The sequence below is a fragment of the Hydrogenophaga sp. GW101-3F08 genome (assembly GCF_059424585.1).
In genome coordinates this window covers 148,074-167,860 of record NZ_JBWKZP010000002.1, presented here as the reverse complement: position 1 = coordinate 167,860, position 19,787 = coordinate 148,074, and the positions used below count along the sequence as shown (strand labels likewise).

Here is a 19,787-nt window from a genome sequence, read left to right as displayed (position 1 = left end):
CCCCATGAAATTCCTCGCCGTGCTCGCGGGCGGTGCGCTGTTCGGCTTTGGCCTGGCGCTGTCCACCATGGTGCGGCCCGAGGTGGTGCTGAGTTTTCTGCGCTTCCAGGACTTTGGGCTGATGCTGGTGATGGGTGGCGCGGTGGCGGTGACGCTGCTGGCCTACCTGCTGCTGCCCCGCCTGCTGGGCCAGCCCTTGCTGGGGGGTTATTTCCACCAGCACGTGGCCCACTGGAACCGCGACACCCTGCAGGGCTCAGCGCTGTTCGGCGTGGGCTGGGGCCTGTGCGGCGTGTGCCCGGGGCCGGCCATCGCCGGCCTGGGTACGGGCAACTGGGCCCTGCTGTGGGCGCTGGCCGGCATCGCGCTGGGCGCGCTGGTGCAAGGGTGGCGGGCCAAGGCCTGACGGCCACCGGACCCGCCACGCCATGAACACCCTGCCCTTCAGCCCCGCCGCCGAGCGCAACCAGCAGCCCATCCTGGAGGTGTTGCGCCAGGTGTTGCCAGCGCGGGGCGCCGCGCTGGAGATCGCCTCGGGCACCGGGCAACACGCGGTCTGGTTCACCGCCGGGCTGCCGGGCTGGACCTGGCAACCCACCGACTTCGATGCGCTCGCCCTGCCGGCCATCGCGGCGCGGGCCGCCGCGGCGGGCCTCGCCCGGGTCCAGCCGCCCTTGCGGCTGGACGTGCTGGCGCCGCGCTGGCCCGCCGACGGCACGGCGTTTGACGACGCGCCGGCCCGGGTCTTCGACGCGGTGTACTGCGCGAACATGCTGCACATCGCGCCCTGGGCCACCTGCGCGGCCCTCATGCGGGGCGCTGCGCGGCACCTGGCGCCGGGCGGTGTGCTGATCACCTACGGCCCCTATCTGGAAGACGGCGTGCCCACCTCGCCGGGCAACCTCGATTTCGACGCCAGCCTGCGCGCCCGCGACCCCGGCTGGGGCCTGCGCCGGCTGGCCGACGTGGCGCAAGAGGCGCAAGCCGCCGGCCTGGTGCTGCGCACGCGGCACGGCATGCCGGCCAACAACCTGCTGCTGGTGTGGGCACGGGAACCCCTGGCCGCTGCGCGGCTCCATCCCGCAACGCCACCCTCCCGCTCAACGGACACACCACATGCTCAGAACCCTCAAAGACCTGTTTGACAACCTCAGCGCCAGCCTCGCCACCCCGGCCGGTGGACAGACGCGCCCCGAGCAGGAACACACGCTGCAACTGGCCACGGCGGTGCTGCTGGTGGAGGTGATGCGCGCCGAACCCAAGATGGCCGACAGCGAGCGCGACGCGGTGCTGCGCGCGCTGCGCGTCAAATTCGCATTGGCCGAGGACGAGCTGCAACGGCTGCTGGAGTTGGCCCACGACACCGCACGCACCGCCTACGACTACCAGCGCTTCACCGGCCAGATGAACGAACACTTCACGCAGGAACAGAAGGTGCGCGTGGTGGAAGCGATGTGGCAGGTGGCCTACGCCGATGCCCACCTGGACGCGCACGAGAACCACGTCATCAGCAAGGTGGCCGGGCTGCTGCACGTGACCCACGGCGAGTACATCGCGGCCAAGATGCGCGCCAAGGAAGCCGCCCAGCCGGGCTGAGATCGCAAAAAGGGCGCGTACACCTGGCTACGTGGCTTTGCGCCCGCAGACACACAGGTTTACCGCCACGACACAAGCGGCGCGCACCATGCAGACACCCCACAACCACAGGAGTGTTTCCATGAAGACCCGTTCCGTCATCGCGGCCGCCCTGGCCGCCACGCTGGCCCTCAGCGCCCTCCCGTCTTTCGCGCAGCACAACGACCGCCGTGACAACAACCGCGAAGAACTCATCCAGAAACACGAGCGCCAGGCCGATCGGCGCGAAGACCGCCGCGATGATCGCTGGGACCGACGGGACGACCGCCGGGATGACCGCTTCGATCGGCGCGACGACCGCTTCGACCGCCGTGACGACCGCCGCGATGCGCGCAACCACTACTACCACTACCGCGACGGCCACCGCTACTACTACAGCGCGCGTGGGCCCGAGTTCCGCCGCGGCCACTACATTCCGCGCGAATACCGCCACCGCCAATACGTGGTGGTCAACCACCGCGTGCACCACCTGTACGCGCCCCCGCGCGGCCACCAGTGGGTGCAGGTGGGCACGGACTACGTGCTGATCGCCGTCGCCACCGGGCTGATCGCGCACATCATCCTGAACCATTGACGCCCCTCCCCGTGGGGGGCCTCCCGGACTCCCACGGGGCGTGACGCGGCGCAGTCTGCGATGATCCGGTGCTTTCAAACACCTCCGGCCTTCTGCCCGCCACACCCATGAACATCCGGCATCTGACCCTCCCGCTGATCGCATCGATGGCCCTGCTGCTGTCGGCCTGCTCCAAAGAAGACGCCGCCACCCAGACGGCCACCCCGGCCACCGCGATCGCCCCGGCGCAGGCTTACGAGGCCGTTGCCGCACAAGGCAAGGGGTTCACCGTGGGCGCGCTCATGAGCGCGAACCCGGTGTATGTGCTGTTCGACCCGCAGTGCCCGCACTGCGGCCACCTGTGGAACGCCTCCCTGCCCCTGCAGGGCAAGGTGAAATTCGTCTGGCTGCCGGTAGCCATCCTGGGGCCCAAGAGCGCGCCGCAGGGTGCCGCGCTGATGCAGGCGGCCAACCCGCTGGAAGCCATGACGGCGCACGAGGCCTCGGTGCTCGCGGGCCAGGGGGGCATGTCGGCCTCGGCCAGCGTGCCCGATGAGGTGCTCGCCAGCATCAAGGCCAACACCCAGTTGCTCGACAACCTGGGCGCGGACTCCGTGCCCTTCATCGTGGCCAAACACGCGCGCAGCGGCCAGTCGGTGACGAAGGCCGGTGCCCTTGACACCCGGGCCCTGGCCGAACTCCTGGGCCTTGCCGCGCCCTGAACCGCGCCACTTGTGGCTTACCATTGACGCACCAATGGCCGCACCCCGCGGCCGCCATCGGAGAGCAACATGGGCAAAGAACAGCGCAACGAAAAGATGTCGAAGAAACCGAAAAAGGACAGCTCGGTCCCCAAGGGCCCGGCCACGTCCGACCGCCCCACCCCGCCGGTCACGGCGGTGCTGCCGCGCGGCAAAGACAAGAACAAGTGACCCCGGCGAACCGCGCATGAAAGCCACCTGGAACGGCGCCGTGATCGCCGAAAGCGACGACACGGTGCTGGTGGAAGGCAACCACTACTTCCCCGAAAGCGCGCTCAACCGCGACCACGTCACCTTCAGCAACCACCGCACCAGTTGCCCCTGGAAGGGCCAGGCGCACTACTACTCGCTGCTGGTCAACGGTGAGCTCAACACCGATGCGGCCTGGTACTACCCGGACCCCAAGCCCGAGGCCGAACACATCCGCGGGCGCGTGGCCTTCTGGAAGGGCGTGAAGGTCGGTTGAGCCGCCTCCCGTCCCGCCACCGCCGCGCATCCGGCCGCAGCCTCCGATTGGCTACCATGCAGGGCATGAACACCCAGCCACTGCCCACCGCCCTTCATCCCGTTCACTTTGGCCACCAGGGCCGCGTCGCCATCGTCACCGGTGGCGCGCAGGGCATTGGCGAGGCCTGCGCCCGGCGCTTCGCCAGCGAGGGCGCCAACGTGGTCATCGCCGACGTGGACGGCCCGCGCGGCCAGGCCCTGGCGGACCAGCTCGGCGCGCTCTATGTGCACTGCGACGTGGGCAGCGCCGCCGACGTGAAGGCGTGCGTGGCGCAGACCCTGGCCCGGCACGGCCGCATCGACGTGCTGGTCAACAACGCCGGCATCTTCAAGGCGGCCGACTTCCTGGACGTGACCGAGGAGGACTTCGACGCCGTGCTGCGCGTCAACCTCAAGGGTGCCTTCCTCATGGGTCAGGCGGTGGCGCGCGAGATGGTGGCCACCGGCGGCGGCTGCATCGTCAACATGAGCTCGGTCAACGGCGTGCTCGCCATCCCCAACATCGCCAGCTACAACGTCAGCAAGGGCGGCATCAACCAGCTCACCCGTGTGATGGCGCTGGCGCTGGCCGAGCGGGGCATCCGCGTGAACGCCGTGGCCCCGGGCACCATTGCCACCGAACTGGCGGCGCGCGCCGTGCTCACCAGCGACGAGGCCAAGCACAAGATCATGAGCCGCACGCCCATGAAACGCCTGGGCGAACCGTCGGAGGTTGCCGACGTGGTGGCCTGGCTCGCCAGCGACGCGGCCAGCTACGTCACCGGCGAAATCGTGACGGTGGACGGAGGGCGCATGACGCTGAACTACACGGTTCCGGTGTGACCGGGCGAAAGGCCGCGGCCCACCCGCCACGGCCGTGACCGGGGTCGCGAGCTATTGGCGCCGCAGGTGGCGGCGAACCGTGTCCGCGGCCGGCTCCAGCCACCGCGCCTGCTGGCGCAGGGCATCCGCGTCGTTCTCGCGACCGGCGATCTCCATGGCCTCGAAGACCCGCCCCAGTCCGACGGCGCCCAGGGCGAGCGTGGAGGTCCTGAGCCGGTGGGCCACCAGACCGGCGGCGCGCCAGTCTTCGGAGGCGATGGCGCGGCCGATGTCCTCCAGGGCCTGGTCCAGGCTGTCGAGGTAGCGCTGGCACAGGTCCAGCTGGAAGGCATCGTCCGGCCCCACCAGGCGCGTCAACGCGCTGTCGTCGAACTCGTGCAGCGCCGCATCGCCCCGGGGGGCCGGCACCGCAGCCGCTTCGGGCGGAGGCGGTGTGGTCATGGCGACCGGCCCGGCCCCGGTTTTCCCACGCCCCAGCCAATGCCGCAGGGTGTCGTTCAAGACGTCCAGCGCAACCGGCTTGCTCATGCAGGCGTCCATGCCCACCTCGCGGCAGCGCGCCGCGTCCATCCCCAGCACGTTGGCCGTGGAGGCGATGATCGGCAGGCGCTGGCCGGTGGGCTCTTCGCGCCGGATCGCCGCAGCGAGCGCAAACCCGTCCAGGCCTGGCATGTGCAGGTCGGTCAGCAGCAGCCCGTAGCGCCCGGGAGCGGCGCGCCAGCAGTCCAGCGCTTCCTGGCCACTGGCCACCAGCTCCGAAGCGAGCCCGAGCAATTCGAGCTGGTGCCGGATCACTTTGCGGTTGATCGCATTGTCTTCGGCCACCAGAATCAGGCACCCCTGCGCGGCCGCCTGCGCCGGGTCGGGCACCGCGGGCGCCTGGGCGTTCTGTGGGGGTTCGGCGTCCATGGGCAGGGCGCTGGCCCGTCCGGCGGCCATGGCCACGGCCAGCAGCAGTTCGTCGCGGTGCACGCCGCCGACTTCGAGTTCCACCACGGTGGGCTGCACGAAACGCGGCGCGCCCCGCTCGGCGTGGCGCACGAGCACCGTGCGCAGCCCCTGCGGCAGACTCTGCCCCTGGCTCTGCAGCAGGCGCTGGCGCTCCACCGACAGGATCAGCACCGTGGTGCCAGCGCTGGGCTCCACCGGTGCGTTCGTCACCGGCAGCGCCTCGCCCCGACTGACCACCGCACCGGCCGCGCTCAGGTAGGTGGCCCAGTCCTGCACCAGCGCCTCGTCGTCAAGCACCAGCACGCATTCCAGCCCGTCCAGATCGTGCGGCACGGGCGCCGGGCGTTCGACCCCGTGGGCAGGCAGGGGCAGCTCCACACTGAAGCTGCTGCCCACACCGGGGGTGCTCGCCACCCGGATGCGTCCACCCATAGCGTCCACCAGCCGCTGGCAGATCACCAGCCCCAGGCCGGTGCCACCGTAGGTGCGCGAGGTGGAGCTTTCCCCTTGCTCGAAAGGCTGGAAGATGCGCGCCTGCACCTCGGGCGACATGCCGATGCCGTTGTCCGACACGTCCAGCCGCAGGCCGCCACCGGCCAGCGGCAGCAGGCGCAGCGCCACGCGGCCTGGGCGGTCCTGTCCGGCGGAGAACTTGATGGCGTTGCCCACCAGGTTGATGATGACCTGGCGCACCCGGGCCGCGTCCCCGATCAGTGCCGCGGGCAGGGCCGGGTCGGCGAACACATGCAGCCGCACACCCTGCACCAGCGCCATCGGGTGCACCACGTCGCAGGCCCCCTCGGCCAGGCGCAGCAGGTTCATCGGGGCCTGCTCCAGCACCATGCGGCCCGCCTCGATCTTGGAGTAGTTGAGGATGTCGTCGATGATGGACAGCAGCGCGAAGGCCGACTCGCGGATGGTGCCGGTGAGCTCCATCTGGTGCGGGTTCAGGCTGGAGCGCATCAACACGTCGGCCACGCCGATCACCCCGTTCATGGGGGTGCGGATCTCGTGGCTCATGGTGGCCAGGAAATCGCTCTTGGCGGTGCTCGCCGCTTCCGCCGCGCGCCGGGCCCGCTCCAGCTCGTCGGTGCGCTGCGCCACCAGATCCTCCAGGTGGTGTCGGTAGCGGTTGAGGTCTTCGCCCATGCGCCGCTTCTCGGTGATGTCTTCCTTCACCGCCAGGTAGTGGGTGACCCGGCCGTCGGGCGCGCGCACCGGCGAGATGGTGGCGAACTCGATGTAGAGGCTGCCGTCCTTGCGCCGGTTGTTCAGAAACCCCCGCCAGGAGCGGCCGGCGATGAGGTGGGCCCACAGCTTGCGGTGGCGCGTCATGGGTGTGAGGCCCGACTGCAACATGCGTGAGTTGCGCCCGATCAGCTCCTCGCGCGAGTAGCCCGAGGACGTGATCGCGGCCTGGTTGACGTATTCGATGTTGGCCGCCAGATCGGTGATGACGATGGCCTCGGACGCCTGTTCGGCGGCCAGCGAGAGGCGCCGCAGCCGGGCCGATTCTTCGCGCCGGCGGCCCGCGTCACGCAACACGCGGATCTGCCGGCCATCGGCCAGCGTGCGGGCGGTGTCTTCCAAATAGCGCAGGCTCCCGTCCGGGTGCAGGTAATCCCATTCAAGGCCCTGGGCGTCGCCGGCCAGCAGGTGGCGCGCGGTCTCTTCCGACACGGCGAGGTTGAACAGCTCGGCCATGGGCCGGTGGACCAAGGCGCTGCGCGACAGGCCCAGCAGCTGTTCGGCCCGCGGGTTGGCCTCCAGCACCCGGTGCCCGGCATCGACCAGCAGCACACCGTCGGGCAGGTGCCGGAACAGCAGATCGTCCAGGCCCTGTGTCTGCGCACGGTCGGTGACGTCGAGCATCACGCCCTGGATCAGCGGAACGCCTGCGTCGCCCGAGAGCCGCACGATGCGGATCGCGTCTTCGATGTGCCGCCAGCGGCCCGCGGCGTCGCGCAGGCGGTACCGCAGTTCAAACGGCTGGCCCCGCGCCACACCTCGGGCGTGTTCGCCGAGCACACGCTCGCGGTCGTCCGGGTGCAGGGCCTGCAGCCAGGCGTCGGGCCGGGCGATCCACTCTTCGGCGGTGTAGCCCAGCTCCCGGATGCGCGAGCTGACGTACAGCGTGGAACTGGCTTCGTCGAGCGCGGCGCGGTAGACGATGCCGGGCATCTGCTCGGCCAGTTCGCGGAAGTCGTTCTCGCGCTCGCGCGCGTACATGCGCTGACGCAGGGTGGCCAGACGGTGCTCGACCGCCAGCGCCAGATCCACCAGCAGCGCGCGCTCGTCCTCGTTCAGGGTCCGCGGCTGGCGATCAACCACGAACAGGGTACCCACCACGTGCGCGTCGACCCGGATCGGCACGCCGGCGTAGAAACGCACCCGGTGGTGCCCGGTCACCAGGGGGTGTTCGGCGCAGTCCGGGTCCAGGGCCGCATCGGACACCACGAACACGCCGTTGTGCCGGAGGGTCTGGCCGCAAAAGACCAGGAAGTCGGTGGTCTGGCGCAGTTCCAGACCAAACGCGGCCTTGAGCCACTGGCGGTCTTCGCTCACCAGGCTGATGGCCGAGATCGGACAACGGAAGGCACGCGCGGCCATGCGCACGAGGTCGTCGAGTGTGGTGTCCGACGCGGTGTCCAGTTCGGCCAGCGAGCGCAGGGCCTGCAGGCGGGACCATTCATCGGCAGGGGCGTTGACGGTGATGACGGGGTGCTTGGGCATCGAAGGGAAGAATATCCGTCCAGGGGCTTCGATAACCGGAAAGGCTTCATCGCACCGGGGCCATGGCCCGCACTGTGCATCAAGCGCGGTGCTGTTTTTGGTGAGATATTCACGAAAAAAACGAGCCCTTGGCGCGAACCGTGCGGTTTCGCACCAAAGTGCCATTTCAGAGCGGTCGGCGCCTTCAGTCCTCTTCGCCCGGCTGGGCGTGGAACGCGGCCAGCCCCTGGTCCAGCAAGGCGTGCAGCGCGACCACGGTGGCCAGGCCGAGTTTCTGATTCAGCGCCAGCTGAGCGGCCTTCCACTGGCGCTGCGCCAGACGGCGGACCTCACGCCCGGCGTCGGTGATGTGGATGAGGCGGCCGCGCGCGTCGGCGCCCTCGCCCATTTCCACCCAGCCCGCGGCCACCAGAGGCCGCAGGTTGCGCGTGAGCGTAGAGGCGCCCATCTCCATGCGGCGCGCCAGTTCGCCCGGCGCCAGTGGCCCGAGCTTGTCCACATGGGCCAGCAGCGAATACTGTGTGATCTTGAGGCCGGCCCGCGCCAGGTGCTGGTCGTAGTGCTGCGTGACACGGCGCGTGAGCTGGCGCAGCTTGAGGTTGGTGCAACCCAGGGGCTTGACCTCGGAAGCAACAGGGTATGACGCGGTGGCGACAGGTGACATGGTTCTGATTGTATCTACAATCGTTGCATATACAACTTTCTTGAGGAAATCCCCATGAACAAGCCCGACATGCTGGAAACCTGGCTGGCCGAAGAACAGGAGGTGCTGCGGCGCCTGGACGCCGGGCCCGGCCCTGGCGTGGCACGCCCGGACCAGGTGGCCGGCATGAGCGGCATGGACCTGATGCACGCCATGCTGCGCGGCGACCTCCCCTATGCCGCCATCGCGAAAACGCTGGACTTCCTGGTGATCGACGTCGGCGACGGCAGCGCCATCTTTCAGGGGACGCCCGGCCCGCAGCATCTCAACCCCATGGGCACGGTGCACGGTGGCTGGTTCGCCACCCTGCTCGACTCGGCGCTGGGCTGCTCGGTGCACACCCGCATGCCCGCCGGGCGCGGCTACACCACGGCCGAGCTCAGCGTGAACATCGTGCGCGCGCTCACGCCCAAAGTGCCCCGTGTGCGCGCCATCGGCCGCGTGATCCACTGCGGGCGCCAGCTCGCCACCGCCGACGCGCAACTGATCGGCCCGGACGGCACGCTCTACGCCCATGCCACGACGACCTGCCTGGTCTTCGACATGCCGTCAAAATAGCCCTCATGCGACTACTCCACACCATGCTGCGCGTGGGCAACCTCCAGCGCTCGATCGACTTCTACACCCAGGTGCTCGGCATGCAGCTGCTGCGCACGTCGGAAAACCCCGAGTACCAATACTCGCTGGCCTTCGTGGGCTACGAGGGCAACCCGGCGCAGGCCGAGATCGAACTCACCTACAACTGGGGCACCGAGAGTTACGAACTCGGCACGGCGTATGGCCACATCGCTCTGGGTGTGCCCGATGCCTACGCGGCCTGCGAAAAGATCAAGGCCGCGGGCGGCAACGTGACGCGCGAGGCCGGCCCGGTCAAGGGCGGCAGCACCGTCATTGCCTTCGTGACGGACCCCGATGGCTACAAGATTGAACTGATCCAGCGGGCGGAGCACGCCAGCGGCCAGGGCTTGCGCTGAACTGAAAAACCCAGAAAGTCAAAAACCCGGCAATGCCGGGCCTTTGATGGGGGGCCGAGCGCCCGACGTTCAGTCGGCGATCGTCACGTCCACCCGGCGCGCTTCCGCGTCGTTGCCCGAACCGGTGCTTTCTTCGGGCTTCCTGAGTTCCAGCGCCATCGAGGACACGCCCGCACCGACCAGCGCGTCGCGCACCGCCAGCGCGCGGCGCTTGGCCAGGGCGGCGTTCGTGACGGGGTTGCCGGTGGCATCGTGGAAGCCCGACAGCACCAGGCGCTTGCCGGACTTGGCCGCAGCGATCGCGTCTTCCAGCGCGTCCAGTGCGCCCGGGGCCAGATCGGCCTGACCGGAGGCAAAGTAGAAACTGACCACGCCGTTTTCCACCACCACGCTGGCGTCATCGTTGCGGCTCATGACGGGCGCGGGGGCGGTAGCCGCGACGGGCGCCGTGGCCACGGGGGCGGCCGCCACTGCGGTGGTACCGGCCCCAGGGGATGCCACCGGCGCAGCGGCGGCGGCCACGGTCGCCGCGCTGGCACCGCGCACCTGGTGGATGGCCACGCCAACCGCCACCCCCAGCGCCATCACCATGGCGACAATCAGCACCGCGGCCACCACGAGGGCGTCCTGATCGTTATCCTGGGAAGACATGGGCAACACTCCGTGAAGAATAATGGGCGACGAACAACGGACAACCCGCAGGCGACCGGTCCGAAAAGTGACTGAAAACGACCGACGCAAACAACCCCGGATTGTAGATGGCTGCCCTCGAAACCCACCCCGCCACCTTTCGTCCCCGCCACGCCCGCCCACCCACCTGGGACCCTGCCCAGCGCGATGGCGCGCAGATGATGCGCGACACGCTGGCGCAGTGGCGCGCCCAGGGACCGCGGCCCGATCTGTGGGTGTTTGGCTATGCCTCGCTGGTGTGGCGGCCCGAGTTCGACGCCGCCGAACAGCGCCTGGCCCGGGTGCACGGCTACCACCGCAGCCTGCAGATGTGGAGTCGCGTGAACCGCGGCACACCCGAGCGCCCGGGGCTGGTGTTCGCGCTGATGGCCGGCGGCAGTTGCAGCGGGCTGGCGCTGCGCGTGCCCCACGAGCGGGTGGAGGCGCTCATGCCCACGCTCTGGGCCCGTGAAATGCCCAACCCGGTGTACGACCCGAAGTGGCTGCGGTGCCAGACCGCGCAGGGCCCGGTGCACGCGCTGGCGTTCACCCTCTCGCGCCACAGCCCCAACTACACCGGCGCGCTCGGCGCCGAGCGCTACCGCGAGATCTTCACCCACTCGGTGGGTCGCTACGGCAGCACGCTGGACTACGCGCGCCAGACATGGCACGGCCTGCGCGCGCACGGCATCGAAGACCGCGCACTGGAAAAACTGCTGCGGCTGGTGGACGATGATTCTTCACCCCCACGCTCCACCGCTGCGCGGGTCGCTGTACCCTGACCCAACTCCTATACTGGCCGCATGAACATCGCCGATCTCCGCAAAAGCTATGAAAAGGCCGAACTCAGCGAGTCGGCCTCGCACGCCGACCCGCTCGAGCAGTTCGACCAATGGCTCACCGAGGCCATCCACAGCGAAGTGCCCGAACCCAACGCCATGACGCTGGCCACCGTGGGTTCGGACCTGCGGCCGAGCACGCGCGTGGTGCTGATCAAGGGCTACGACGCACAGGGCATCGTCTGGTACACCAACTACGCCAGCCGCAAAGGCCAGGAGCTGGCGGGCAACCCGTTCGCCGCGCTGCAGTTCCACTGGGTCGAGCTGGAGCGGGTGGTGCGCATCGAGGGCGTGGTGGAAAAGGTCAGCGCCGAAGAGAGCGACGAATACTTCCGCAGCCGCCCGCTGGACAGCCGCATCGGCGCCTGGGCCAGTCCACAAAGCGAGGTGATCGAAAGCCGCACGGTGCTGGTGGCGAATGCGGCGAAATACGGCGCGCAGTTCCTGCTGAATCCGCCGCGCCCGCCGCACTGGGGCGGCTACCGGCTCAAGCCCGACAACTGGCAGTTCTGGCAAGGCCGCAAAAGCCGGCTGCACGACCGGCTGCGCTACACGGCGCAGTCCGATGGAAGCTGGCTGAGGGAGCGGCTGGCGCCTTGAGGCCAGCGTGTCGGCGTGGCGCCCTCAGAAGCGCTGGATCGCCTGCCCCGACACGCCCGCCAGCGCCTCTGGCGTCACCCGGCCCGGCGCGATCTCGTGCAGCGGCACCAGCACAAACGCGCGCTGCATCATGCGCGGGTGTGGCACGGTCAGCGCCGGCGAGTCGATGTGTGCGCTGCCGTACAGCAGCAGGTCCAGGTCCAGCGTGCGCGGCGCGTTGCGGTAGGGGCGTTCGCGGCCCGCAGCGTCTTCGATGGCTTGCAGTGCCGCCAGCAGCGCGGGCGCGGTAAGCGGGGTGCTCACTTCGGCCACCGCGTTGATGTAATCGGGCCCGCTCGATTCGATGGGCGCGGTGCGGTAGAGGCTGGAGGCCTGGACGAGACGCACGGCCGGGGTGTGCGCCAGCGCGTTCAGCGCGTCGCGCACCGTCCGCGCGGCGTCCCCCAGATTGGCACCCAGGGCCACGTAGGCCGTGACGGGTTCACGGAGCGGGGTGTCGCGCGGCATGGCTGTGGGCGGGCCGGTGCGGCCCGGCTTCAGTCGATGATGGCGCCGCCACCGTCCGGGCCTTCGCCGCCTTGCCCACCATCGGCACGGCCTGCGCCACCGGGCTTGCGACGCCGCCGGCGCCGCTTCTTGGCCGGGGCCGTGCCATCGGCAGGCGCCGCGCCGTCGGTAGCATCGGAGGCCGAGCCGTCTTCTTCAACGCCGTCCCCGTCCTCGCCACCATCGGCGGCGCGAAAACGGGGGTCGGGTGCCGGGGCGTTGGCCGGGTGGTCCCCGTCGCTGCGCTTCACGCGCCGGGCCTTGCCCGGACCGGGTTTGGCCAGGTTCTCGCGGCGCTGTGCGTCCACCATGTCTTCGCGCACCTCGTCGCTGGCCATGCTGAAAGTTTCCCACCAGTGGGCCAGCTCTTCCTCCACCTCGCCCACCTGCGCGCGCAGGCGCAGAAAATCGAAACCGGCGCGAAAACGCGGCTGGTCCACCAGGCTGAACGGCGAGGTGCCCACGCGCTTGTCAAAACGCGGCTGCATCATCCAGATCTCGCGCATGTCCGCGCCGAGCTTGCCGCGGCCGGAGACGTCGCCGATGCGCGCCTCGAAGGCGTCGTCCACCGCGTCCTGCAAGGCCGCCACCGGCGCCATGGGGCGCTGGCCCGGGCGGGTCTGCAGGCGCTGGCTCCAGCCTTTGCGCACGTCGGCCCACAACACGCAGGCCAGCAGGAAACTGGGCGCCACCGGTTTGCCCTCGCCCACGCGGCGGTCGGTGTCCTGCAGCGCCAGCTTGACGAACGGTTCGTCGGCGCGCTGCACCACCACGTCAAGCAGCGGGTAGATGCCGGTGCCCAGGCCAGTGGCCTTGAGCTGCTCCACGCTGGCCAGCGAGTGGCCGGTCTGCAGCAGCTTGAGCATTTCGTCGAACAAACGGCTTTGCGGCACATCGGCCAGCAGATTGCGCGACGAGGCCAGCGGCTCCAGGGTCTTGGCGTCGAACTTGAAACCCAGACCGCTGAGCTTGGCCGCGAAACGCACGGCGCGGATGATGCGCACCGGGTCTTCGCGGTAGCGCGTGGCGGCGTCGCCGATCATGCGCAGGGTCTTCTTCTTCGCATCGCGGATGCCATGGTGAAAATCGACCACGGTCTGCGTTTCCGGATCGTAGTACATGGCGTTGATGCTGAAGTCGCGCCGGGCCGCGTCGTGCTCGATCGGGCCCCAGACGTTGTCGCGCAGCACGCGCCCGCTGGCGTCCACCGCGTGCTTCATGCCGGCGAGTTCACCCTTGCTGGTGCGCTCGTTGCCCTTGACCTGCTCGGCATCCGCGCTGTCGAGGTAGGCGCGAAAGGTCGAGACCTCGATCATTTCGTGTTCACGACCGCGGCCGTAGATCACGTGCACGATGCGAAAGCGCCGGCCGATGATGAAGGCGCGGCGGAACAGGCCCTTGACCTGCTCGGGCGTGGCGCTGGTGGCCACGTCGAAGTCTTTCGGGCGCAGGCCCAGCAGCAGGTCGCGCACGGCGCCCCCCACGAGGTAGGCCTCGAAACCGGCCTGCTTGAGGGTGTGCACCACGTCCAGCGCGCGCTGGTCGACCAGGCTTCGGTCGATGCCGTGCACCGCCACCGGCACGTCTTCGCGTTTGCCAAAGGGGTTGGCGCGGCGCGCGGAGGTGCTGTCGGTCTTGCCCAGCAGCCTGTTGATGAATTTCTTGATCATTCGAATAGGTTCAATATGCGCCAACCCCGTTCAAGGGCGATGGCCTGGAGCCGGGCGTCCGGGTTGGTGGCCACGGGCTCGTGCACTTTTTCCAGCAGCGGCAGGTCGTTGATGGAGTCGCTGTAGAAAGTGCTGTGCGCCACGCTGGCCCAGGAAAAGCCTCGCGCGGACAGCCATTGTTCCACACGCGCCACCTTGCCCTCGCGAAACGAGGGCACACCCCGGATCTCACCGGTGGGCTCGCCCTGGGGGTCGCGCTCCAGGTCGATCGCGATCAGTTCGTCCACGCCAAAGGCCTGGGCGATGGGGCGGGTGACGAATTCGTTGGTCGCGGTGACGATCACAACCGCGTCGCCCGCCGCCTGGTGCGCGCGCAGCAGGGCCAGCGCCGGCTCGCTCATCGCTGGCCGGATCACCTCCTGCATGAAACGCTGGTGCGCGGCATGGGCACGCGCCATGCCGTGCTCACGCAGGGCCCCGGTGGCAAAGCGGATGTATTCGGCAATGTCCAGCGTGCCGGCCTTGTACTGCTCGTAGAAAGCGTCGTTGGCGCGGGTGTGGCTTTCGGCGTCGCGCCAGCCCAGGGAAACCGTGAACTGGCCCCAGGCGTGGTCGGAGTCGAGCGGAAGCAACGTGTGGTCCAGGTCAAACAGCGCGAGCCGCAGCCCTGCGGAGGATGGCTCGCCGGGCGTCCGCCCGGCGGTCGTCGTGTCGGTCATTCGTTTTCCAGCATGGACTTGATCAGCGGAATGGTGATGGCGCGCTGGGTGCGCAAGGCATAAGCGTCGAGCTGGTCGAGCAGCATCATCAGGCTGGAGAGATCGCGCGAGAAACGGGTGAGCATGAAGTCCATCACCTCGTCACCCAGGAACACGCCGCGTTCGTCGGCGGCGCGGCGCAACACGGCGCGGCGCTCGGTTTCGCCCAGCGCGTGCAGCTGGAACACGTGGCCCCAGCCCAGGCGGGTGCGCAGGTCCTCGCGCAACTGCAGATCGGCCGGGGGCCGGTCCGCCGCCGCCAGCACCCAGCGCGCGGGGCCATGGGCCGGGCTCTGCGCATTGACGAACCAGTTGAACGCCGCGGCCTGCTGCTCGGCGGTGTAGAGCTGGCAATCGTCGAACAGCACGGCGTCCCAGTGTTCGTCGTATTCGACGGGGTGCAGCGTCGTCGCGTCGATCCAGCCCACCCGGCTGCCGTGGTCGCGCAAGGCCTCGCGCACCGCGCGCAGCAAGTGCGACTTGCCGCTGCCGCCCTCGCCCCACAGGAAGGTGGGCACGGGCGAGCGCATGGGGTTGCCGGCCCACAGCCGCAAATGCTCCAGCGCAGCCTCGTTGCCCGCGGCCACGAAATTGCTCAGCGTGGACACCGGCGCCAGGCCGATGTCCAGCGCCATCTGTTTCATGGGCGGCTGCTTGCCTGTGCTCATGCCGGGTCGTCCTGCGCGGGGGCGGCTTGCGCGGGCGACGCCGGGCGCGAGCCTTCCAGATACAGACCACTGCTCATGTAGCCGCCTTTGGCGCGCCGCATGGCCACCAGCAGCACCGCGCTGACCGGCAGCGCCACCAGAATGCCCACGAAGCCGAACAGGTGGCCAAAGGCCATCAGCGCGAAGATCACGGCGATGGGGTGCAGGCCGATGCGCTCGCCCAGCAGTCGGGGCGTGACGTACATGCTCTCGACCACCTGCCCCACCGTGTAGACCAGAGCCACCAGGGCCACGCCCGTGAGCGTCTGGAACTGCAGCACCGCGGCCAGCAGCCCCAGCACCAAGCCCAGACCAAAGCCCAGGTAGGGCACGAACACCGCCAGCCCGGTGAACACACCGATCGGCAGCGCGAGTTTCAGGCCCACCAGCGCCAGCCCCACGGTGTAGAACACCGCGAGCACGCCCATGACCAGCAACTGGCCACGCAGGTACTGACCCAGCACGCCGTCGGTCTCGTCCAGAAAGCTCTGCACGCTGGCGCGCCAGCGCGGCGGGATCAGCCCTTTGCTGCGCTCCACCAGATTCGTCCAGTCCAGCAGCAGGTAGTAGGCCACGATGGGCGCCAGGATCAGGTTGCCGAACACCGCCGCCAGCGCGCTGCCGCCGATGCGCAGCGACGACAGCAAGCCGTCGATGAGTTCGCCCTCGTGGCCGCTGATGAGCTTTTGCATCCACCCGCGCACCAGCGTCACGTCCACCTGCAGCTCGATGCCGAAGCGCGCCAGCAGCGGCACCAGCCGGGTGTTGACGCTATCGAACAAGGCGGGCACCTGCTCGCGCAGCAGCGGCACCTGCTTGGTGATCACCGGCACGATCAGCAGCAGCACCGCCACCAGCACCAGCGAGAGCAGCGAGATCGCCAGGCCCGCACCCAGCCAGCGCGGAATGCGCCGCGCTTTCAGCCGCTCCACCAGCGGGTGCAGCGCATAGGCCAGCACGGCGGCCAGCAGAAATGGCATGAGCACCGGCGCCAGCAGCGACAGCAGCAGCCAGATCACGAGCGCAATAAGGCCCCAAGTGGCGGCGCGGATCTGGTTCGGTGTGAAGGTCATGGACAGCAACGTCGGGGTGAACGACCGGGCCGCGGAGGCAAACCCTTAAAATCTGGGGCAAATTCTAGTCCGCCGCCTCTTGCGGCACCGCAACCGCCCGCCAGACACCGCCGCCCATTCCATCTGGCGGGGCGCCCACCGCCCGATCCGACCGCTCACACGACACTACCGGCCTCACCGCCGGCACCCGCACCCCATGACCTCCAGCACCACCCCCCTCTCCTACAAAGACGCCGGCGTTGACATCGACGCGGGCGACGCGCTCGTTGAACGCATCAAACCCCTCGCGAAGAAGACCATGCGCGAAGGCGTGCTCGCCGGCATCGGCGGCTTTGGCGCGCTGTTCGAAGTGCCCAAGCGCTATCAGGAGCCGGTGCTGGTCTCCGGCACCGATGGCGTGGGCACCAAGCTCAAGCTGGCCTTCGAATGGAACATGCACGACACGGTGGGCATCGACCTGGTGGGCATGAGCGTGAACGACGTGCTGGTGCAGGGCGCCGAGCCGCTGTTCTTCCTGGACTACTTCGCCTGCGGCAAGCTCGACGTGGACACCGCCGCGGCCGTGGTCGGCGGCATCGCCAAGGGCTGCGAACTCTCGGGCTGCGCGCTGATCGGCGGCGAAACCGCGGAAATGCCCGGCATGTACCCGGCCGGCGAATACGACCTGGCCGGCTTCTGCGTCGGCGCAGTCGAGAAAAGCAAGATCCTCACCGGCCAGAACGTGAAGCCCGGCGACGTGGTGCTGGGCCTGGCCTCGCACGGCGTGCATTCCAACGGTTTCTCGCTGGTGCGCAAGTGCATCGAACGCGCCGGCAGCGAGCTGCCCGCCACGCTGGACGGCCAGCCCTTCAAACAGGCCATCATGGCCCCCACCCGTCTGTACGTGAAAAACGTGCTGGCCACGCTGGCCAAACACCCGGTGAAGGCGCTGGCCCACATCACTGGCGGCGGCCTGCTGGAGAACATCCCCCGCGTGCTGCCCGAAGGCACGGCCGCCCACCTGAAGAAGGGCAGCTGGCCGCAGACCGAGCTGTTCGCCTGGCTGCAGAAAACCGCCGGCATCGACGACATCGAGATGAACCGCACCTTCAACAACGGCATCGGCATGGTGGTGGTGATCGCCGCCGAGGAAGCCGCCGCCTGCGCGGCCACGCTGCGCGAGCTGGGTGAGACGGTGTATCAGATCGGCGTGATCGCCGCCAAGGGCGAGGGCGCGGCCGTCACGGTCAACTGAAGCCCCGCCGCTTCGCATTCAGGAAGGCCCGGCAACGGGCCTTCGCCGTTTCCGGGCCCCAATCCCCGCCTCTGTTTCCAGCGCTGTCAGGTCTGACAGGGGCCGGCTCGGCCGCATGCACGCTTTCGATCTACATTCGGCGCGCGCACCCCACGGCTGACAGCGTGCGAGGGCATGTCAACAGAACAAGAAAAATACATCTAAAGATTTATTATTAGAATCAGAATTGGGACTTAATTGGCCTTGGTTTAAAACAAAAATGCCAACCAAGGCGATTCGGTCAATCCAACAAAAAACGCTCAGGGAAACATACATGCCATCGTCCGATCTGGGGTTCCTGTCATCGCCCCCGACCTGCAGCCCATTCAATCTGGGCGACGACTACTTCACCAACTTCGCCATCAATTCGGTGGTGTCGGACGCTCTCACGGCCATCCTGCCCGAGCGCTATGTGAACGCCCTGCAGGACGCCACCTTCTTCTGCAATCTGAAGAAGTTCATCCTCTACGACGCCATCCTGGACAAGTGGATGTTCTTCGTGGTGAACAACCTGGCCAAGGTGATCATGGCCGCGTCCGTCGCCTTCGTCACCGTCTGGGTGCTGCTGGCCGGCCTGCGGATCATGACCGGAAGCCAGCGCGAACCCATCGTCCAGCTGCTGTTGCGCGGGGCCAAGATCGTCCTGGTGATGTCGCTCATTTCGGCCCTGACCAAAAACACCGACACCGTGATCCACACGGTTCTGGGGCTGGAACGGTCAATCACCCAGATCGTCACGGGTTCGAGCCTCACGGTGGACCGCCTCATCGACATGAACCTGGCCATCGGGCAGTTCATGAACATGGTGGTGGAAGACGTGACCAATTCGGTGGCCGACCAGAGCAGCCGGCGCGGTTCGTTCACGGTGTTCGCCGGCGCGCTGGGGCAGACGGGTCCGGCCATCCTGACGTCCATGCTGGTGATGCTCTCGCAGATCGCGATCTGCTTTGCCCTGATGCTCGCGCCCCTGTTCCTGTTTTTCCTGCTGTTCAAAGGCACCACATCGCTGTTCTGGGGTTGGCTCAAGTTTCTGTTCTCGACGTTTCTCGCGCTGGCCTTCCTGTCCATCGTGTCCACGATCGCCATGTCATCGACCGTCAGCTACGGGCTCATGATCGCCTTGTCGTCGGTGCTCAACAGCGCGGCCGATGCGGGGGGAACACTGGGGACCATCGCGGAAGTCGCCATCCGCTTCCTCACGGGCAACCTCACACTGGGCACCGCCGCCCGGGTGGACCTGGGCGGCGCGGCCACCAACCTCGCCGGCATGGGTGCCCTCTTCGCCCTGCTCATCGTGGCCACCCCCCCGCTGATCATGCAGCTCTTCAATGCGTCCATGGGCTACGCCGCCAACCTCACCGGGGCTATGGGCATGCCACGCGCGGGCCTGGGCGGTGGCTACGCGGGAGCGGGAGCGGGCGCCAGCGCGGGCCAGCAGCCCGGCTACAGCCCCGCCGCACTGGGCCACCAGGGGGCGGCAGCGACCTCCGGCAACCAGAACCACGCCAGCGAGTCCGACCACAGTTTCTCGGGCACCATGACCCGCCAACTCCTCAACCACGCGAACGGGTCGAACCGAAACGGTGGCACCGAGGCGGCCACATTGCCCACCCTGTCGACTCATGGCACACGAGGCCATTTGTCCGCTGAAAACGTCAGCGGCAACCCGGGCATGGCAAGCATTCCCGCTGGAGCGATGGGCCGCCACTCAAACCCGTTGGCGAATGAAGTCGGCAACACAGGCCAGGCCACGGCGGCCAACCTGGATGCCCCCAGGCTTTCCGGTAGCCGCGCAGAAAACACATCGAACGGCACCCCCGGCGCGGGAGAACCCGCCCATGCCCGGGACATGGTTTCCGACGCCAGGGTGATCAAAGAGCATGGCCACAGCAGCGGGCAAACGGTCGCACAGGCTGTGTTGAATCACTCACGAACCCACAACCCGCCCCGCACGCAAGGATTGCGAGAGCACGTTGCATTGCCCTTCGGCAACCGGCCCTCCGGCCGCTGAAC

22 protein-coding genes are annotated in these 19,787 nt (G+C 68.4%); 14 read left to right on the top strand and 8 right to left on the bottom strand.

What is annotated here, in order from left to right; genetic code table 11:
• Positions 1–4: 4 nt before the first annotated feature.
• The 8 genes from AC07YZ_RS06370 to AC07YZ_RS06335 all read left to right on the top strand — a co-directional run bounded on the left by AC07YZ_RS06370 (position 5) and on the right by AC07YZ_RS06335 (position 4,278).
• Positions 5–406: a DUF6691 family protein gene (locus AC07YZ_RS06370; protein ID WP_226493988.1), complete on the top strand. Its 402-nt coding sequence runs from the start codon at positions 5–7 to the stop codon at positions 404–406.
• Between the two features lie 22 nt (positions 407–428).
• Positions 429–1,145, top strand: a complete 717-nt coding sequence (locus tag AC07YZ_RS06365; RefSeq protein ID WP_494794137.1) for a DUF938 domain-containing protein — start codon at positions 429–431, stop codon at positions 1,143–1,145.
• On the top strand, positions 1,117–1,596 hold the full coding sequence (locus tag AC07YZ_RS06360; protein WP_494794136.1) for a tellurite resistance TerB family protein: 480 nt from the start codon (positions 1,117–1,119) through the stop codon (positions 1,594–1,596). The genes AC07YZ_RS06365 and AC07YZ_RS06360 overlap by 29 nt, the downstream gene beginning before the upstream one ends.
• A gap of 121 nt (positions 1,597–1,717) precedes the next feature.
• On the top strand, positions 1,718–2,209 hold the full coding sequence (locus tag AC07YZ_RS06355; protein WP_494794135.1) for an RcnB family protein: 492 nt from the start codon (positions 1,718–1,720) through the stop codon (positions 2,207–2,209).
• A 107-nt stretch (positions 2,210–2,316) separates the two neighbouring features.
• Complete coding sequence (locus AC07YZ_RS06350; RefSeq protein WP_226493992.1) at positions 2,317–2,910, top strand: DsbC family protein; 594 nt, start codon at positions 2,317–2,319, stop codon at positions 2,908–2,910.
• 69 nt (positions 2,911–2,979) lie between these two features.
• The gene (locus tag AC07YZ_RS06345) at positions 2,980–3,120 is read left to right on the top strand and encodes a hypothetical protein (protein WP_494794134.1); all 141 of its coding nucleotides are present in this window, start codon (positions 2,980–2,982) and stop codon (positions 3,118–3,120) included.
• A 16-nt stretch (positions 3,121–3,136) separates the two neighbouring features.
• Positions 3,137–3,415 carry a DUF427 domain-containing protein gene (locus tag AC07YZ_RS06340; protein ID WP_494794133.1) on the top strand — a complete coding sequence of 93 codons (279 nt, stop codon included), beginning with the start codon at positions 3,137–3,139 and terminating at the stop codon, positions 3,413–3,415.
• A 65-nt stretch (positions 3,416–3,480) separates the two neighbouring features.
• The gene (locus AC07YZ_RS06335; protein ID WP_494794132.1) at positions 3,481–4,278 is read left to right on the top strand and encodes an SDR family NAD(P)-dependent oxidoreductase; all 798 of its coding nucleotides are present in this window, start codon (positions 3,481–3,483) and stop codon (positions 4,276–4,278) included.
• Positions 4,279–4,329: 51 nt separating this feature from the next.
• On the opposite strand, the gene AC07YZ_RS06330 is transcribed toward AC07YZ_RS06335, so the two are convergent.
• Together AC07YZ_RS06330 and AC07YZ_RS06325 are read right to left on the bottom strand one after the other, a co-directional pair.
• Positions 4,330–7,962: a PAS domain S-box protein gene (locus AC07YZ_RS06330; protein WP_494794131.1), complete on the bottom strand. Its 3,633-nt coding sequence runs from the start codon at positions 7,960–7,962 to the stop codon at positions 4,330–4,332.
• 184 nt (positions 7,963–8,146) lie between these two features.
• Entirely contained in the window at positions 8,147–8,626 is a 480-nt protein-coding gene (locus AC07YZ_RS06325) for a MarR family winged helix-turn-helix transcriptional regulator (RefSeq protein WP_494794130.1), read from the bottom strand.
• Between the two features lie 54 nt (positions 8,627–8,680).
• On the opposite strand from AC07YZ_RS06325, the gene AC07YZ_RS06320 reads away from it, so the two are divergent.
• Together AC07YZ_RS06320 and gloA are read left to right on the top strand one after the other, a co-directional pair.
• Positions 8,681–9,223 carry a PaaI family thioesterase gene (locus AC07YZ_RS06320; protein WP_226493997.1) on the top strand — a complete coding sequence of 181 codons (543 nt, stop codon included), beginning with the start codon at positions 8,681–8,683 and terminating at the stop codon, positions 9,221–9,223.
• Between the two features lie 5 nt (positions 9,224–9,228).
• Positions 9,229–9,639 carry a lactoylglutathione lyase gene (gloA, locus tag AC07YZ_RS06315; RefSeq protein ID WP_226493998.1) on the top strand — a complete coding sequence of 137 codons (411 nt, stop codon included), beginning with the start codon at positions 9,229–9,231 and terminating at the stop codon, positions 9,637–9,639.
• Between the two features lie 69 nt (positions 9,640–9,708).
• Here the strand turns inward: gloA and AC07YZ_RS06310 are convergent, their stop codons facing one another.
• Positions 9,709–10,290 (bottom strand): OmpA family protein, encoded by a 582-nt coding sequence (locus AC07YZ_RS06310; protein WP_494794129.1) that lies wholly within the window; start codon positions 10,288–10,290, stop codon positions 9,709–9,711.
• Between the two features lie 107 nt (positions 10,291–10,397).
• On the opposite strand from AC07YZ_RS06310, the gene AC07YZ_RS06305 reads away from it, so the two are divergent.
• Both AC07YZ_RS06305 and pdxH read left to right on the top strand, forming a co-directional pair.
• Positions 10,398–11,090: a gamma-glutamylcyclotransferase gene (locus AC07YZ_RS06305; RefSeq protein WP_494794128.1), complete on the top strand. Its 693-nt coding sequence runs from the start codon at positions 10,398–10,400 to the stop codon at positions 11,088–11,090.
• Positions 11,091–11,111: 21 nt separating this feature from the next.
• Positions 11,112–11,747, top strand: a complete 636-nt coding sequence (pdxH, locus tag AC07YZ_RS06300; RefSeq protein WP_494794127.1) for a pyridoxamine 5'-phosphate oxidase — start codon at positions 11,112–11,114, stop codon at positions 11,745–11,747.
• A 24-nt stretch (positions 11,748–11,771) separates the two neighbouring features.
• Here the strand turns inward: pdxH and folK are convergent, their stop codons facing one another.
• From folK to AC07YZ_RS06275, 5 genes are read right to left on the bottom strand one after another with little or no spacing between them, the layout of a single operon-like run.
• Positions 11,772–12,254 (bottom strand): 2-amino-4-hydroxy-6-hydroxymethyldihydropteridine diphosphokinase, encoded by a 483-nt coding sequence (folK, locus tag AC07YZ_RS06295; RefSeq protein ID WP_494794126.1) that lies wholly within the window; start codon positions 12,252–12,254, stop codon positions 11,772–11,774.
• A 29-nt stretch (positions 12,255–12,283) separates the two neighbouring features.
• Positions 12,284–13,963, bottom strand: a complete 1,680-nt coding sequence (gene pcnB / locus AC07YZ_RS06290) for a polynucleotide adenylyltransferase PcnB (protein WP_226494003.1) — start codon at positions 13,961–13,963, stop codon at positions 12,284–12,286.
• Positions 13,960–14,682, bottom strand: a complete 723-nt coding sequence (locus AC07YZ_RS06285; protein ID WP_494794125.1) for a histidinol-phosphatase — start codon at positions 14,680–14,682, stop codon at positions 13,960–13,962. The genes pcnB and AC07YZ_RS06285 overlap by 4 nt, the downstream gene beginning before the upstream one ends.
• The gene (hda, locus tag AC07YZ_RS06280; RefSeq protein ID WP_494794557.1) at positions 14,679–15,365 is read right to left on the bottom strand and encodes a DnaA regulatory inactivator Hda; all 687 of its coding nucleotides are present in this window, start codon (positions 15,363–15,365) and stop codon (positions 14,679–14,681) included. Before hda ends, AC07YZ_RS06285 begins: the two co-directional genes overlap by 4 nt.
• 20 nt (positions 15,366–15,385) lie before the next feature.
• A complete protein-coding gene (locus AC07YZ_RS06275) occupies positions 15,386–16,501 on the bottom strand; it encodes an AI-2E family transporter (RefSeq protein ID WP_494794124.1) in 1,116 nt (371 codons plus the stop codon).
• Positions 16,502–16,697: 196 nt separating this feature from the next.
• Here AC07YZ_RS06275 and purM point away from each other — a divergent pair, with 196 nt between their 5' ends.
• Both purM and AC07YZ_RS06265 read left to right on the top strand, forming a co-directional pair.
• Positions 16,698–17,735 carry a phosphoribosylformylglycinamidine cyclo-ligase gene (gene purM / locus AC07YZ_RS06270; RefSeq protein ID WP_226494006.1) on the top strand — a complete coding sequence of 346 codons (1,038 nt, stop codon included), beginning with the start codon at positions 16,698–16,700 and terminating at the stop codon, positions 17,733–17,735.
• A gap of 313 nt (positions 17,736–18,048) precedes the next feature.
• Entirely contained in the window at positions 18,049–19,785 is a 1,737-nt protein-coding gene (locus tag AC07YZ_RS06265) for a TrbL/VirB6 family protein (protein WP_494794123.1), read from the top strand.
• The last annotated feature ends 2 nt before the right edge of the window (positions 19,786–19,787 follow it).